General features: G+C 70.3%; 16 protein-coding genes. 8 read left to right on the forward strand and 8 right to left on the reverse strand.

Going from position 1 to position 13,618, the window contains the following annotated elements:
• Window positions 1-79: 79 nt before the first annotated feature.
• The 5 genes from ACGFWJ_RS04450 to ACGFWJ_RS04470 all read right to left on the reverse strand — a co-directional run bounded on the left by ACGFWJ_RS04450 (window position 80) and on the right by ACGFWJ_RS04470 (window position 3,573).
• On the reverse strand, window positions 80-1,027 hold the full coding sequence (locus tag ACGFWJ_RS04450; RefSeq protein ID WP_392945120.1) for a hypothetical protein: 948 nt from the start codon (window positions 1,025-1,027) through the stop codon (window positions 80-82).
• The gene (locus tag ACGFWJ_RS04455) at window positions 1,024-1,851 is read right to left on the reverse strand and encodes a phytanoyl-CoA dioxygenase family protein (RefSeq protein ID WP_392945123.1); all 828 of its coding nucleotides are present in this window, start codon (window positions 1,849-1,851) and stop codon (window positions 1,024-1,026) included. The genes ACGFWJ_RS04450 and ACGFWJ_RS04455 overlap by 4 nt, the downstream gene beginning before the upstream one ends.
• 2 nt (window positions 1,852-1,853) lie before the next feature.
• Window positions 1,854-2,336: an HIT family protein gene (locus ACGFWJ_RS04460; protein WP_387635624.1), complete on the reverse strand. Its 483-nt coding sequence runs from the start codon at window positions 2,334-2,336 to the stop codon at window positions 1,854-1,856.
• A 227-nt stretch (window positions 2,337-2,563) separates the two neighbouring features.
• Window positions 2,564-3,055: an ATP-binding protein gene (locus ACGFWJ_RS04465; protein WP_392945126.1), complete on the reverse strand. Its 492-nt coding sequence runs from the start codon at window positions 3,053-3,055 to the stop codon at window positions 2,564-2,566.
• The gene (locus ACGFWJ_RS04470) at window positions 3,052-3,573 is read right to left on the reverse strand and encodes a hypothetical protein (RefSeq protein WP_392945128.1); all 522 of its coding nucleotides are present in this window, start codon (window positions 3,571-3,573) and stop codon (window positions 3,052-3,054) included. The genes ACGFWJ_RS04465 and ACGFWJ_RS04470 overlap by 4 nt, the downstream gene beginning before the upstream one ends.
• Window positions 3,574-3,735: 162 nt before the next feature.
• On the opposite strand from ACGFWJ_RS04470, the gene ACGFWJ_RS04475 reads away from it, so the two are divergent.
• The 3 genes from ACGFWJ_RS04475 to ACGFWJ_RS04485 are packed head-to-tail and all read left to right on the forward strand — an operon-like array spanning window position 3,736 to window position 6,282.
• Window positions 3,736-4,851, forward strand: coding sequence for a hypothetical protein (locus ACGFWJ_RS04475; protein ID WP_392945130.1), 1,116 nt, complete (start codon window positions 3,736-3,738; stop codon window positions 4,849-4,851).
• Window positions 4,848-5,516: a YdcF family protein gene (locus ACGFWJ_RS04480; protein WP_392945133.1), complete on the forward strand. Its 669-nt coding sequence runs from the start codon at window positions 4,848-4,850 to the stop codon at window positions 5,514-5,516. The genes ACGFWJ_RS04475 and ACGFWJ_RS04480 overlap by 4 nt, the downstream gene beginning before the upstream one ends.
• Window positions 5,461-6,282 (forward strand): WbqC family protein, encoded by an 822-nt coding sequence (locus tag ACGFWJ_RS04485; protein ID WP_392945135.1) that lies wholly within the window; start codon window positions 5,461-5,463, stop codon window positions 6,280-6,282. The genes ACGFWJ_RS04480 and ACGFWJ_RS04485 overlap by 56 nt, the downstream gene beginning before the upstream one ends.
• A gap of 187 nt (window positions 6,283-6,469) precedes the next feature.
• On the opposite strand, the gene ACGFWJ_RS04490 is transcribed toward ACGFWJ_RS04485, so the two are convergent.
• Window positions 6,470-6,982: a DinB family protein gene (locus tag ACGFWJ_RS04490; RefSeq protein WP_392945137.1), complete on the reverse strand. Its 513-nt coding sequence runs from the start codon at window positions 6,980-6,982 to the stop codon at window positions 6,470-6,472.
• 7 nt (window positions 6,983-6,989) lie between these two features.
• Entirely contained in the window at window positions 6,990-7,745 is a 756-nt protein-coding gene (locus tag ACGFWJ_RS04495) for an MBL fold metallo-hydrolase (RefSeq protein WP_392945140.1), read from the reverse strand.
• A 128-nt stretch (window positions 7,746-7,873) separates the two neighbouring features.
• Between ACGFWJ_RS04495 and ACGFWJ_RS04500 the strand changes: the two genes are divergently transcribed.
• A complete protein-coding gene (locus tag ACGFWJ_RS04500; protein ID WP_392945142.1) occupies window positions 7,874-8,473 on the forward strand; it encodes a CGNR zinc finger domain-containing protein in 600 nt (199 codons plus the stop codon).
• A 75-nt stretch (window positions 8,474-8,548) separates the two neighbouring features.
• Here ACGFWJ_RS04500 and ACGFWJ_RS04505 read toward each other — a convergent pair whose 3' ends face one another.
• The gene (locus tag ACGFWJ_RS04505) at window positions 8,549-9,985 is read right to left on the reverse strand and encodes a glyceraldehyde-3-phosphate dehydrogenase (RefSeq protein WP_387635645.1); all 1,437 of its coding nucleotides are present in this window, start codon (window positions 9,983-9,985) and stop codon (window positions 8,549-8,551) included.
• Between the two features lie 396 nt (window positions 9,986-10,381).
• Here ACGFWJ_RS04505 and ACGFWJ_RS04510 point away from each other — a divergent pair, with 396 nt between their 5' ends.
• Genes ACGFWJ_RS04510 through ACGFWJ_RS04525 form a run of 4 tightly spaced genes read left to right on the forward strand, consistent with a single transcriptional unit; the run spans window position 10,382 to window position 13,604 of the window.
• Window positions 10,382-10,912, forward strand: a complete 531-nt coding sequence (locus ACGFWJ_RS04510) for an EF-hand domain-containing protein (RefSeq protein ID WP_387635648.1) — start codon at window positions 10,382-10,384, stop codon at window positions 10,910-10,912.
• Window positions 10,913-10,942: 30 nt separating this feature from the next.
• Entirely contained in the window at window positions 10,943-12,070 is a 1,128-nt protein-coding gene (locus tag ACGFWJ_RS04515; protein WP_387635650.1) for an isocitrate/isopropylmalate family dehydrogenase, read from the forward strand.
• Window positions 12,067-12,714 carry a cysteine hydrolase family protein gene (locus ACGFWJ_RS04520; protein ID WP_392945146.1) on the forward strand — a complete coding sequence of 216 codons (648 nt, stop codon included), beginning with the start codon at window positions 12,067-12,069 and terminating at the stop codon, window positions 12,712-12,714. The genes ACGFWJ_RS04515 and ACGFWJ_RS04520 overlap by 4 nt, the downstream gene beginning before the upstream one ends.
• A gap of 2 nt (window positions 12,715-12,716) precedes the next feature.
• Complete coding sequence (locus ACGFWJ_RS04525) at window positions 12,717-13,604, forward strand: SAM-dependent methyltransferase (RefSeq protein WP_392945148.1); 888 nt, start codon at window positions 12,717-12,719, stop codon at window positions 13,602-13,604.
• The last annotated feature ends 14 nt before the right edge of the window (window positions 13,605-13,618 follow it).

The raw sequence follows: 13,618 nt of genomic DNA on the forward strand, positions 1-13,618 counted from the left end.
GCCGCAGGCGGGAGGCGGCGAAGGTGGTGCGGCGCGGGCCCGCGCGGGGCCCGCGCCGCTTCCCGGTCGCGCCCGCTTCTCAGGCGGGGCCGAACATGTGCTGCGTGGGCGGGTGCGGGTGGGGGCAGGAGGTGAAGGTGGGGCCGAAGCAGCAGGTGTGGGCCTTCGTCCACGTCTCCAGGTCGGTCGTGGGCCGCCCCAGGAGCTGCTCGGCGCTCCCGGTCGCCGGGGCGTCCCCGTCGGAACTGATCCGCTCCCACAGGCCGAGGACCTGCACTGCGGCCTCGCGGCGCATCCCGTACTTGGCCAGGCTGGCCACGAAGTGCTCATCCGTCTGACTCGCGAACGTGATCGGCCGCCCGCAGACCTCGCTGAGGGCCGACGCCCACTGGGCGCAGGTCGCCTGCACGTGGTGGCTCATCAGGGCACCGCTCAGGTTGACCGAGTCGGGAGAGAGGATCTTGCGGCAGAACAGCTCGGCGGCGTCGTCGCAGCTGATGTAGGAGAACGGGCGGTCGACGTCGACGGGGAAGGTGAACGCCCCTGCCTCGGCGATCGACTGGCACTGGTAAAGGATGTTCTCCAGGAACATGGGCAGTTGGACGACGTCGAACGCGATCCCGGACTTCTCCAGGAGTGCTTCCAGCGCTGCCGCTTCGTCGGCCATCGTGCACTGCCCCGGGGTGAACTGGACGCCCAGACAGACGATCTCCTTCACGTCGGCCTTCTGCGCAGCCCGCAGGTACATCCCGCCGATGTCGACGCGCCGGTCGATCGGAGGCACCATCAGCAGGGTGTCCGTCCCGGCCAACGCCTCGACCAGCGAGGCGGGTTGTGCCGGTTCCCAGTCCCGGAGCTGCACGTCGATGTCGCTCACGGCGCGTCCGGCGATCCGGGCTTCCGGAATGGCCAGGCGTAGCATCAGCTGCGGTGCGTCGGCGGCAAGTCGGCGCAGCGTGTAGTGGCCGACCTTGAAGAAGTTCCGGGTTGCCCCGAGCACGGTGACGACCTGCGGCGACTCGGTCATCGCGCGCTCCAGCTCTCGGTGCTCGTCGGGTCCTTGTACAGGTCCACTGGGTTGACCGTGTTCGAGTGGTAGCCCAGCAACCGCCGGCTCTCGGCGGAGAGGTGGCCGGCTGCGGTGGCGGGGTCGCAGGGATGGTCGTACGGGCGCAGCCACGCCTGCCCGAAGCGGATGATGGCGCTGCGTCGCTCCTGGGTCCGGTTGGGCAGTACCGCATGCCACATGGTGTTGCCGAAGACGACCGCGTCGCCGGGTGCCCCGTGGATGCTCAGGGCGCCCTCGGGAAGCGCGCCCCGGGCGAGGGCGTTGTTCGCCGTCTTCCAGTAGGCGTCGTCCTTGTGGTCGGCCGGCCACCGGTGGGAGCCGGGAATGAGCACGAGGTTGCCGCTGTCCTTGGGGCGCGTGTCGGTGAAGAACACCTGGGCCTTGAGGTGCAGCGGTCCGTTGAGCTCGTCGTACGGACGCTCCAGGTAGGACCCGGAGTCGCGGTGCCACGGCTCGTGGGCCTCCTGGTAGATCCCCCGCCGCAGCACCTCGGTGCCCAGGACCTGGAGCGACCCGTTGAGGATCCGATGGGGGACGGACATCAGGGCTCCGCACTCGAAGAGCAGGTGGTACTCGGCGATAGTGTTCGCGGCGTCGCGTACGTGGATCAGGGCCGGGTTCGTGTTGAAGGAGCTGTGCGTCAGGTCGGGGCCGCGATCGTCGGTGAGCCTGCGGACGGCCGTGTCCAGCATGCTGACGACGCGGTCGGGGACGACCCGCTTGAGGAGCACGAAGCCCTGTGCGGTGAACTGGGCGACGGCGTCGTCCGGTGAACTCGTCACGGTTAGCTGCTTTCTGTTTCGGCCTTGGGCGGCAGCGGATTGTTGAGGGCCGTACGCAGGCGCTGTGCGACCTCGTGCTTGCGAGCCGGATCGGCCAGCCGAGGGAAGACGATGATCGAATCGCCGTCGTAGCGCGGCACGACGTGGACGTGGAAGTGGAAGACGGTCTGGTGAGCGGCCCGGCCGGTGGCGTGGACCAGGTTGATACCAGAGGCGCCGCAGGAGTCCCGCAGGGCGTTCGCCACCTGCTTCGCGGTCGCCATGACGTGCTGAAACAACTTTTCGGGGATGTCGAACAGGTCCTGGAAGTGCTGCTTTGGAACGACGAGGACGTGCCCGTAGGTCGCTGGGAGGTGGTCCAGGAAGCACAAGGTGTCCGGCGTCTCGGCTATGACGTGGGCCTCCGCCTCGCCGCGGCCGATGCCGCAGAAGACGCAGGAGGACTCCGCGTTGCCGACCAGATCTTGTGCCGCGTATCGGGACAACCACCGGGGATCGAAGCTCAAGGACACGATGTAAGTAGCCTTTCTCTGGGGGCGCTGCCTGCAAGCCGAAGTGCCAGGCGGGCATGGCGACATGGCCCGTGGGCGATCGGCGCGTCGGGGCGGTGCCCGGATGGTGGGCTGGTCGGCGGCTGATCCTCTGTGGGGGGAACATGTCGAAGAAGTGCCGTCGATCGGCCCGGCTGCGGTGTTCGCCGGGTTACCCCAGCTCAGGTGGAGAAGCGGAAGACGAGGGGGCGGGGCCGCGCGGCCTGGATCCGCTGGCGAAGTTGCTCCGGTTGCGCGGCACTCGGCTGGGCAGCCAGAGTCAGTGTGGCCACGACCCGCTTGCCGTGGTCGGTTGCTTGCGAGGTCCAGCAGCCGGCCGTGAGGTGATCGACGATGAACAGGCCGCGTCCGTGCTCGGCTTCGTCGGCCACGGTCCGGAGTTCGGGGTGGTTGCTGCTTCCGTCGAGCACGTCGAGGGTCAGGGCGTTCTCGCTGCGGCTGGCGTACAGGCCGAGCGTGACGGGCTGGCCACCACCGTAGGTGAACGCGTTGGTGAGCAGTTCACTGACCAGCAGGACCACGTCATCGGCCCGGTCGCCCAGTTCGAAGCCCCATAGGCGCAAGGTGGCGATCACGAGCCTACGAGCGAAGCCCACCGCACCGTCGAACGGTGTGAGCGGCCAAACCGCTCGCAGGACGTCGTCGTTGGTCATGACTCCTCCAGCTGTTGGTCCTCGGCGGTGCCGGTGGGCTGCTCGGGGTCGTCGGCATCGGGCCATGCCTGCCAGTCGCTGTGCTCGTGCCGGGCTCTGACCTCTCGTACACGGTCGCGGCGGCTGCGCTTGGGCAAGGGCGGGAAGATCGGGACGGGGCCACGGCCTCGGCTGCGCGGACGGAGCAGAAGGATGCGGATGCCGGCCTCGGTGAGCCTCGTGCTGCGGGCGGTGGCGAGGGTTCGCGGGCCGAGGTGCGAGGCGGCGGGCAGGACCACTCCGTATGTGTCGGGGAGGGCCAGGACATCGAGCAGACCGCTGAAGGCGGCGGAGCGCTCGCCCTGGGCCGGTGCCGTACGCTCGACGAACACGGCGCCGAGCAGCAGCTCGTGCTGGCCGCAGTACTCGGCGAGCGCCGCCGTGAGCGCGCCGTCGCGTCCGGCGGGTGCCTTGACCAGGTGCAGGAACCCGTAGACGACGGGGCTGTTGAGGGAGCGGTGCTCGGTCAGCGGTTCCATGGGCAGACCGTCCTTCACCGTGGGAAACGGGTTGTTAGGGATGCCTTGAGCGTGCCGCCGAACTGGTCCTCGCGGGAATGACCACCTGTTGCACTTTCGCTGCACTTCTGGCCCACCGGCTGCGTCTGCGGTGCTTCGATGTGTGCGAAGGGAGGCAACGACATGGCGACGGTGCACCGTTGGACTGGGCTTGAGGCCGCTGCTCTGCGCGCCGCCTTACGGATGAGCGTTCGGGGCTTCGCCGAGCACCTGGGCGTCGCTCCTCGCACGGTCGCCAAGTGGGAGAAGCACCGCGCCAAGACCGAGCCCTACCCCGACAACCAGGCCATCCTCGACACGGTGCTCGCTCGGGCCGAGCCAGCTGTCCACATGCGCTTCGAGGTGCTTCTCTCCGAGGCCGGCCAGGCCACGGGCCATCCGCCTCGGATCACGGCAGCCGGTCCGCGCCTGTGGGAGTACGAGACCTGGGCCGAAGACCTGGAACGCTCCGTCGTGGCGCTCAACCGGCAGAACTTCGGCTTCGCCCACAGCCTGCTCTCCCGTTGGAGCACCCGCTGGCCGGTCGATGAACTGGACGACCGCGGGCTGTACCTGCTCGGCCGCAGCACCGTCCTGGAGGCCGACCTTTACCGCGACCAAGGCGTGCTCATCGGCCCGATGTCCGCGCAGCACGCCTACGCCAAGGCCCGTCAGATCTTCACCCAGCTCGACATTCCGCGCCGAATCGCACAGATCGAACTGTCGCAGGCGGTCGTGGCCGAGATGTCCGGCAAGCTGGACGCCGCAGCCCGCCGCTACGAGGCCCTCGCCCTCGACGAGCGACTCTCGCGCCGCGACCGCGCCCGCGCCCGGCTCTGGGTCGGGACCGCGCTCAGCAAGGACGGCAACCAGGACTTCGCGGCCCGGGTCATGCTCGCCGCAAGTCGCGACTTCGAGGATCTCAGCGAGCCCGAGGACTGGTCCGTCGCCCAACAGAAGCTGGCCCTGGCGTACCGCGGCTCCGGCGACCTGACCCGCGCCCTGCAGTTCATCGACACCGCCCGCGCCACCGGTACGACCGACACCCCGATGCAGCGCGTGCGCCTGGACACCGCGCACGGGCACATCCTGCTCTCCGATCCGGCGACCGTAGATGATGGTCTCCATGTCCTCGACCAAGCGGCGGCAGTGGCGGCTCAGTTCAGCCTCAGCCACCAACTCCGCGCTATCGAAGGCATTAAGACCCTCATTCCGCGGGCTGCCCAGCCCCCGGCCACGGTGACCAGGGAGAGCGCGTGACGTACGACGACAAGCCCGGCCTGACCGACCACCAGCGCGAGGCTGCCCAGCTGATCTGGGACTATCACCAGATGCACCACCAGCTCCGACCCTGCGACGCGGCCATCGCCCTGGGCAGCCACGACCTGGGCGTGCCCGCCTACAGCGCCGAGTTGTTCCGCGCCGGCCTCTTCCCGATTCTGGTCTTCTCCGGCGGTCCGAACCCCACCGCCCCCGAACGCTTCCCGCGCGGCGAGGCAGTCCACTTCCGCGAGCACGCCGTCGACCTCGGCGTATCGGCCGACACGATCCTCATCGAGCCGAACGCCACCAACACCGGCCAGAACATCACCCTCTCCCGCCAGGTCATGGCCGAGGCCGGCATCCGCCCGAGCACGCTGATGCTGATCGCCATGCCGTACATGGAACGACGCGCGTACGCCACCACCCGCAAGGTCTGGCCCGAGATCGAGATCGTGTGCGCCTCCCAGCCGATCGACTTCGACGACTACCTCAAGGGCATGGGCGACGAACGCAAGGTCGCCGAGATGCTCGTCGGGGACCTGCAGCGGGTGATCGAGTATCCGAAGCTCGGCTTCGCCGTCGAGCAGGAAGTCCCGGGGGACGTGCATGACGCCTACCAAGCTCTTGTCCGAGACGGCTTCACCAGCCGCCTCCTCAACTGACCCTCCCCCTCGGCCGGGCGGGGTCTGCGCGATCCACCAGCCCAACTTCCTGCCCCGGCTCAGCACCCTGGCCAAGATCTTCGCGGCGAACTACTGGATCGTCCTCGACGACGTCCAGTTCGCCCGCCGCGACTACCAGCACCGCGCCCGCATCGCCCCACTCGACCGCCCCGGCCAGCAGCACTGGCTGAGCCTGGCCACCCATCTCCCCAACGGCCGCGCCACCTTGATCCGCGACGCCCAACTGATCAACCAGCAGCGCAGCCGTGACCAGACGGCACAGGCGATCCGCCACTGCTACCGGCGCAGCCGTCACTGGCGGCACGTCAATGATGTCCTGGAGCGCGTACTTACGGCGTTCGCCAGCTCAGACCGCACCTCGTTCGTGGCGGAGAACTCCACCAGGGTCCTCCTCGACCTACTGGGCTGGCACGGCCGGATCATCCGCAGCAGTCAGCTCCCAGCCCGCCGCGGGCGTTCGCAGCGGCTCGCCGATCTCGCAACAGTCACGGGCGCGACCACGTACCTCTGCGGCCCAGGCGGACTCCGGTACCTCGATCACGGCCCGTTCAACGCTGCCGGCGTGCTGGTCGAACCGTTCCTCACACCTTCCGGGGGTCCTTGGAGCGGCAGCCGCCGAATGTCAGCACTGCACACGCTCGCTGCGCTAGGAACGGTTGGCTTCGCGGAAGCGCTCGCCGAGGCTGCCCGGCGACCGGCAGATCAGGAGCGAAGAGGTGGGATTGTTCCCGCCTCTTGCCCCTGACATGCCGGAGCCCGGAGGGCAACATCACCTCGCCCGGTCTCATTCGCAAGACGCTCGGCAGCCGGGATGACCCCCGGCCGCCGGGGACGGCCTGCCCGCTGTCGTCGGCGGCCGGCCTACCGTGTTCGCCTGCCGGGTCCAAGTACCCAATGCGATAGGCGACTTGGGCGGCGCCGCCCGGGCCGGGCTACACGCCGGTGGTGCCGTCGATGCGTTCGCGGAGGAGGTCGGCGTGGCCGTTGTGGCGGGCGTACTCCTCGATCATGTGGACGTAGATCCAGCGGAGGCTGACGTCCTGGTCCATGAAGCGGCCGGTGTCCGTGAGGGCGCGGGCGGCGCAGAGCTCGCGGGTGCGGGCGATCTCCGCGCGCCAGGTGGCGAGGGCGTCGGCCAGGGTGGCGCCTTCGGCGAGGTCGAAGCCGCCGTCGGGGCCGTCGGGGTCGGCCTCCGGGTCGTAGATGGGCGGGGCCTGTTCCCCGGCGAGGACTCGGCGGAACCAGTTCCGTTCCACCTCTGCCATGTGCTGGACGAGTCCGATCAGGGTGAAGTTGGACGGTGGCACTGATGTCGCGGCCGCCTGCTCGTCGTTCAGGCCCTCGCATTTCATGACGAGTGTCACGCGGTGGAACTCGAGCCAGCTTTCGAGCGTGGTGCGCTCGTCGGCGTTCAGGGGCGGAAGCGGACGTTCGATGGTGGTCATCGGCCGATTATCGCGAGAGGTCGAGGACCTCGGCCAGTCCCGCGGTGGCGAAGGCGGCCACGAGCGCTTCGCGGCCCTCCGTGAAGTGGGCCCAGCTGTCGAAGTGGACGGGGACGACGCGGCGGGCGCCCAGGAGGCGGGCGGCTTCGGCGGCGTGGGTGCTGTCGAGGGTGAGGAGGGCGTTGTCGAACAGGCCGGTGCGGGCCGCGCCGGCGAAGAGGACGGCGGTGTCGACGGGGGCGTAGCGCTGGGCGATCCGTTCGACGACGTCGAGGGAGGCGTTGTCGCCGGAGACGTAGACGACGGGCAGGCCGGGGCCGGTGAGGACGAAGCCGATGACCTCGCCGGTGACGGGCTCGCAGCCGTCGGGGCCGTGCTGGGCGGGGACGGCGGTGATGGTCACGGGAAGGCCGTCACGGCCGGTCAACTCGACGCTCTGCCAAGGGGCGAGGCCCTTCGCGGTGCCGCCGAGGCGTTCCGCGCCGCCGCGGGTGGTGAGGGTGAGGGGGACGCCGTCGAGGAACTTGCGGCCGCTGTGGTCGAGGTTGTCGGGGTGTTCGTCGTGGGAGAGCAGGACGGCGTCGATCGGGCCGAGAGTGGCGGGGTCGGCGGCGCCGGGGTGGGTCTTGACCAGGGCGCCGCCGCGCGGGAGCGGGTATTCGCCGGGGGCGTCGAAGGTGGGGTCGGTGAGCAGGCGCAGGCCGCCGTACTCGATGAGCGCGGTGGGGCCTCCGAAGACCTGGACGGCGGGGACAGCAGCCATGACACACCTCACGGGAGAGAGAGCGGTTTACCGTGAGAGGAATCTAACGGCCCATCACGGCAACCTGCAAGCTTTTCCGTGAGAACGGATGGCGAGAGCACTCCTCACCTGCGGGGAAGGCCTCTACCATGAGGGTCATGAGCCAGCGCACCGACACCAACTCCCCCGCCCCGGGCGCCGAGCAGTACCCGGCGCTGGACTTCGCCAACTCGCTGCTCAGCCTGCCCGCCGGCCCGCTCGACCTGCTCGGCTCACCGGAGGCGGCCACCGCCTGGCTGATCGACCACGAGCTCGCCCCGGCCGGCGGCCGGATATACCGGCCCTGCACCGACCGGCTGCATGAACTACGCGCAGCGGTAAGGGAGTTGATCGAAGCCCGCAGCACGGGGCAGCCGGCGCCGGCAAAAGCACTCACCACAATCAACGCCGCCCTCACCACCACCCCGTCCACCGCACTGCTGCACTGGGACCCCGAACGGGGACTGCACCGCGCCCTCCCGCACCCGGCCGACCGGATCGCCGACCACGCGATGGCCCAACTCGCCGCCGACGCCGCCGAGTTGCTCACCGGCCCGGACGCCGACCGGCTGGCGGCCTGCGGCGGCACCCCGTGCAGCAGGTTCTACGTCCGCACCCACGCCTCCCGGCACTGGTGCTCGACCCGCTGCGGCGACCGCGTCCGCGCCGCCCGCGCCTACGCCAAGAAGCGTGCCACGAGGAAGAGTTGACGGGCGGACAAAAAAACGAACCCCGCCCGGCCACGAAGGCCGAACGGGGTCCGCGGACCTACCGGAGCGCGCGCGTCAGACGGCCGACCGGGGGAAGGTCGGGTACTCGACGCCGGAGACGTGCTGGACGACCCGGACGACCTGGCAGGAGTAGCCGAACTCGTTGTCGTACCACAGGTAGAGGATCGCGTTGTCGCCCTCGACCTTGGTCGCGCCCGCGTCCACGATGGAGGCGTGGCGGGAGCCGATGAAGTCGCTGGAGACCGCGTCGGGCGAGTCGATGAAGTCGATCTGCCGCTTCAGCGGGGAGGTCAGCGACACCTCGCGCAGGTGGTCGAGAACGTCCTCGCGGGTGGTCTCGCGGGCCAGCTGCAGGTTGAGGATGGCGATCGAGACGTCCGGCACGGGAACGCGGATCGAGCTGCCGGTGATCTTCGCCTTGAGGTCCGGCAGGGCCTTCGCGACGGCGGAGGCGGCACCGGTCTCGGTGATGACCATGTTGAGCGGCGCGGAACGGCCGCGACGGTCGGCCTTGTGGTAGTTGTCCAGCAGGTTCTGGTCGTTGGTGAACGAGTGGACGGTCTCCACGTGGCCGCGGAGCACGCCGTACTCGTCCTCCATCGCCTTCAGCGGCGGGACGATCGCGTTGGTGGTGCAGGACGCGCAGGAGATGATCTGCTCGTCCGGCTTGATGGTGTCGTGGTTGACGCCGTGCACGATGTTCGGGACGTCACCCTTGCCGGGGGCGGTCAGCACGACCTTGGCGATGCCGGGGCGCAGGTGCTTGGACAGGCCCTCGCGGTCGCGCCAGCGGCCGGTGTTGTCGATCAGGATCGCGTCGTCGATCCCGTACGCGGTGTAGTCCACCTCGCTGGGGTCGTTCGAGTAGATCACCTGGATCGCGTTGCCGTTGGCGACGATGGTGTTGGTCGCCTCGTCCACGGTGATGGTGCCCTGGAACTGGCCGTGGATCGAGTCGCGCCGCAGCAGCGAGGCGCGCTTGACCAGGTCGTCGGCACCGCCGCTGCGGACCACGATGGCGCGCAGTCGCAGGCCGCCGGCCTTCTCGACCAGCAGGCGGGCCAGCAGGCGGCCGATCCGGCCGAAGCCGTACAGGACCACGTCGCGGGGCGCCTGGCGCTCCAGCTTGTTCTCGCCGGTGGCGCCGGCCACGGCCTCGGCGGTGAACTCCTCGACGCTCAGGCCGCGGTCGTCCGCACGGTACGCGGCGGCGAGCAGGCCCAGGTCGATCTGGGACGGGCCGAGATCGAGGGCGGTGAGCGCCTGAAGGAACGGGAAGGTCTCGGTGATCGAGAGCTCCTCGCCGGCTATCTGGCGGGCGAAGCGGTGGGTCTTCAGGATGCTGACCACCGACTTGTTCACCAGGGAGCGGCTGTGCAGCAGGACGGTGACGTCCCGCTCGCGGTGCAGCCTCCCGATGATCGGGATCATCGACTCCGCGAGCTCCTCGCGGTTCTTCCAGTCCGTGAACACGTCGTCGTTGACAGTCACAATTCAACTTTCGAGGGTAGAGCCAGAGCTAGGCGCCCCCATGCTAGCTTCGCCCGGCCCGCGGGCGGGGGGCGGTCCCCCCGCTGACCAGCGGTGGTACGCCGCGAAGGGCCGCCGCGGACGTGATCGCGACCACACCCGCGACACTCTTCGACCGCTCCGGTGCAGCTCGGTACCGAATCTGACGCGATGTCAGCTCTATTTCGGGCCCGACGGGGCGTGACCAAGCTCACCCACGTCGAATTCATCACCCCGGGGGGTGATGTCTCATCATTTTCGGCCACTTGGCACCTGTGGATGGAGGAGAGTGGGAGCCCCGGCCGGGCGGCCGCCCGATGCGGGGGTGCAGGTCCGGCCGTCCGAGGCCGGGCCGCCGTGAGGAAGGGACGGCCGTCCATGCCACACCTGGCCTACCAGCGGGCCGCGCTGGTGTTCACCCTGTTCGACGCCAACGACAACGGGGTGCTCGACGCCGAGGACTTCGACCTGATGACCGAGCGCGTCCTGGCCGTCGCCGGCGACTCGTCGGAGGCCGACCGGCAGGCGCTGGCCGACAGCATCAGCAACTACTGGGAGGTGATGGCCAAGACGCTGGACATCGACGGCAACGGCCTGATCACCCCCACCGAGTTCCGCGGCTTCGTCCTCAATCCGGAGTTGTTCGGCGCCACCGCCGCCGTGTTCGCCGACGCGCTGGCCGCGCTCGGTGACCCGAACGGCGACGGCCTGATCGAACGGCCCCGCTTCCTCGCCCTGATGACCGCGATCGGCTTCGACAAGCCCAATATCGAGGCCCTGTTCGACGCCTTCGGCCCGGATGCCACCGACCGGATCACGGTCCGGGTATGGGCCCAGGGCATTCGCGACTACTACTCGCCCGAAAAGGTCGGCATCGCCGGCGACCGCCTGGTCCCGAATCCGCTCTGACCTCTTCCTCCGTTTTTGAAGGAGCCCGTTTTGACCGCACCGCTCATCGCCCTGGCCGTCGGCCACGGCACCGGCCCGGACCTCGCCTCCGTTTTCGAACGGGTGCTCCGCCGGATCACCCGACTGCACGGTGTGGAGGCCGAGTTGGTGCGGTCACCGCGGCTCTACCACTCGTACCTCTCGCTGCGTGCCGAGTACGCCGACACCGCCGAGATCACCCGGATCACCGCGCAGGACGCCGCGCACTACGAGCAGTTCTGCCGCGAGCAGGCGGCGGCCGGCGTCCGGGCCGTGTTCCGCACCGCGATCAACGCCCAGTCGCTGTACTTGGTGCGCCAGCGCCTCGCCGCCGTCAAGGTCGAGCCGCTGGACGCGGCCGGCGCCCGGCTGCTGCTGGTCCGCGACCAGGCCCAGGGCTTCTACACCGGCGAGAACCAGCACACCCCCGGCAAGGTGGTGCGCACCATGGAGTTCAGCCGCGCCGTCACCGAGCAGGTGGTGCGCTACGCGGTCCGCCGGGCCCACGACCTGTGGCCGGAGGGCCCCGCGCGGGTGCAGATGGCCTACAAGTTCCACCTGCTGGACGGCGCGCTGGACGACTGGGCGGCCGACCTGTCCGCCGAACTCGGCATCGAGATCACGCTGTTCCAGCCCGACACGGTCAACCGCAATCTGATCACCAACGGCCCGGAGGACCGCACCGTGCTGGTCGCGGGCAACGAATGGGCCGACATCATGCACGTGGTGCTGCTCGACCGGTACGGCTCGGAGCGGCAGGAGAATCGTTGCACCGAGAACGTGAACCTCCACCCGGAGCTGAACGGCCTCACCGAGTACCAGACGGTGCACGGCTCGGCCGACGCGCTGGCCGGCCTCGACGTGGTCAACCCCGTCGCCACCGTCCGGGCCGCCGCCCGGATCGCCGAACGCCACGCGGACTGTCCGGGCGCCGAGGCCGCCGTCGAGGCGGCGCTGGCCGCCGCCCAGGCCCGCGGGGCCCGCACGCCCGACCTCGGCGGCACCGCCGGCACCACCGAGGTGGTGGACGCGGTGCTGGGCGAGCTCCGGGTGGCGTTAAAGCCCTTCGTGCCCGCCGCCAGGTCCGGCTCGGCACGCGTCGCCGCCTCCTCGGGCACCGATCGGGCGGGCGCCCGGTGAGTACCACCGCCGCAACCACCGCCACACCGACGGCCCTGGTGGTCGTCGACGTACAGAACGACTTCTGCGCCGGCGAGGTCGCCGCCGCCCGCTTCCCCGGGGATCCGGCCCGCCTGGCCCGGGTCGCCGAGCGCACCGCCACCGCCGTCGACCGGGCCCGCGCGCTCGGCGTCGAGGTGCTGTTCGTGCGCTTCCTCGGCGACGAAGCCCACCAGGGTCCGGCCTGGCAGCGGCGCGACGCGGCGCTCGGCAAGCGCCCCAAGTGCCTGGAGGGCAGCTGGGGCGCCGAGTTCCACGCCGCCCTGCCCCGGCCCGACGAGGCGGTGTTCACCAAGCTCGCCTGCTTCGACGCCTTCCTCGACCCCGCGTTCGAGCCGTACCTGCGCTCCCGCGGCATCCAGCACCTGGTGCTGGCGGGCGTGTTCACCGACGTGTGCGTCGACTCCACGGCCCGCACCGCCTTCCAGCGCGGCTTCCACCTCACCGTGCTCCGCGACTGCACCGCCTCGCTGCACCTCGCCGACCAGGACATCCTGGATTTCATGGCCAAGGTGTACGGCGCCCGGATCACCGACCTCGCGGACGAACGCCCCTTCGTCCTGCCGGAATTGACCACCGCTACCGCCCGGGCAGGGCAGTCGTGACCGTGAGCGCCACCGTTCTGGACGACCCGGGCGTCACCGCCGGCGTCGGCCGCACCGCACTGCTGGTCGCGCACGCCCGCGCGCTGGAGGCCCGCCGGCCCGACGCGCTGGCCGTCGACCAGTTCGCCGAACACTTCGTCCGCGCCGACCCGGGCTGCGCCGACTGGCCGCGGCATCCGGACGAGATCGCCCCGGGCGACCCGCTGTGGGGCCGGCTGGCGAGCTACTTCGCGCTGCGCACCCGGGTGCTGGACGCCCACCTGATGACGGCCGCCCGGGCCGGGGTGCGCCAGGTGGTGCTGCTCGGCGCGGGCCTGGACTCGCGCGCGCACCGCCTGCCCTGGCCGCCCGGCACCACCGTGTGGGAGCTGGACCGGCCGGAGGTGCTGGCCTTCAAGCAGCGGGTGCTGGACGAGCTGGAGGCCGTCCCGTCGGCCTGCCGCCGCACCGTGCCGGTCGACCTGCGCGGCCCGTGGCCGCAGGCGCTGACGGACGCGGGGCTGGATCCGCGGCTGCCGGTCGCCTGGCTCGCCGAAGGGCTGTTCCTGTACCTGCCCGCCGAGGCCGAGCTGCGGGTGGCGGGCACGCTGGACGAGCTCAGCGCGCCGGGCTCCACGCTGGCGTACGAGGTCAAGCTCGGTCTGGAGGCGTCCAAGGTGCGCTCCAGCCCGGTGTACGAGGCCGCCCGGACCAGGATCGGCCTCGATCTGCTGTCGCTGTTCGCACCCGGGCCCCGCCCGGACACCGCGGCGCACCTGCACGCGCTCGGCTGGGCGACCACCGTCCGCACCCCGTTCGACCACGCGGCGGGGCTGGCCCGGGCGCCGCGCCGGGAGCAGAACGACGCGCTGGCCGCCAACCGCTGGATCACCTGCGTCAAGGGGCGTTGACGAACGAACGGGGC

Origin of the sequence: Kitasatospora sp. NPDC048407 (genome assembly GCF_043200475.1) — a bacterium.
GTDB lineage: Bacteria > Actinomycetota > Actinomycetes > Streptomycetales > Streptomycetaceae > Kitasatospora.

Bases quoted from the DNA above. Each gene is read 5' to 3' on its own strand.
- ACGFWJ_RS04490 (WP_392945137.1), bottom strand. From the start codon at position 6,982: ATGACCACCATCGAACGTCCGCTTCCGCCCCTGAACGCCGACGAGCGC.
- ACGFWJ_RS04470 (WP_392945128.1), bottom strand. From the start codon at position 3,573: ATGGAACCGCTGACCGAGCACCGCTCCCTCAACAGCCCCGTCGTCTAC.
- ACGFWJ_RS04495 (WP_392945140.1), bottom strand. From the start codon at position 7,745: ATGGCTGCTGTCCCCGCCGTCCAGGTCTTCGGAGGCCCCACCGCGCTC.
- ACGFWJ_RS04510 (WP_387635648.1), top strand. From the start codon at position 10,382: ATGCCACACCTGGCCTACCAGCGGGCCGCGCTGGTGTTCACCCTGTTC.
- ACGFWJ_RS04450 (WP_392945120.1), bottom strand. From the start codon at position 1,027: ATGACCGAGTCGCCGCAGGTCGTCACCGTGCTCGGGGCAACCCGGAAC.
- ACGFWJ_RS04485 (WP_392945135.1), top strand. From the start codon at position 5,461: ATGACGCCTACCAAGCTCTTGTCCGAGACGGCTTCACCAGCCGCCTCC.
- ACGFWJ_RS04500 (WP_392945142.1), top strand. From the start codon at position 7,874: ATGAGGGTCATGAGCCAGCGCACCGACACCAACTCCCCCGCCCCGGGC.
- ACGFWJ_RS04475 (WP_392945130.1), top strand. From the start codon at position 3,736: ATGGCGACGGTGCACCGTTGGACTGGGCTTGAGGCCGCTGCTCTGCGC.
- ACGFWJ_RS04465 (WP_392945126.1), bottom strand. From the start codon at position 3,055: ATGACCAACGACGACGTCCTGCGAGCGGTTTGGCCGCTCACACCGTTC.